The organism is Salinimicrobium oceani, assembly GCF_012037645.1.
In genome coordinates, this window is the sequence record NZ_JAAVJR010001308.1 from 1 (window position 1) to 329 (window position 329).

The following is a 329-nucleotide window of genomic DNA, read 5'->3' on the forward strand; positions in this document are numbered from 1 at the left end:
TCCCCTCTTTCTTCATTTCCTGTTTCAGATCCTTTATTTCTATTTCTTTAAAGTGAAAAACACTGGCTGCCAAAGCAGCATCGGCTTTCCCATTTTTGAAGGTATCGCAAAAATGCTCAATTTTCCCTGCCCCGCCAGAAGCAATAATGGGAATATTTACGAGCTTAGAAAGCTTTTCCAGGGCTTCATTTGCAAATCCATTTTTGGTCCCGTCATGATCCATGGAAGTAAAAAGAATCTCTCCGGCCCCTCTCTGCTCTACCTCTTTTGCCCAGTCAAAAAGGTCAATTTCTGTGGGAACTTTTCCGCCGACAAGGTGCACCAGCCAC

Annotated in this window: 1 protein-coding gene; it reads right to left on the bottom strand. The window is 44.1% G+C overall.

Going from position 1 to position 329, the window contains the following annotated elements:
- On the bottom strand, positions 1 to 329 hold a 329-nt coding region (locus HC175_RS21955), incomplete at both ends, for a HisA/HisF-related TIM barrel protein (RefSeq protein WP_235942731.1).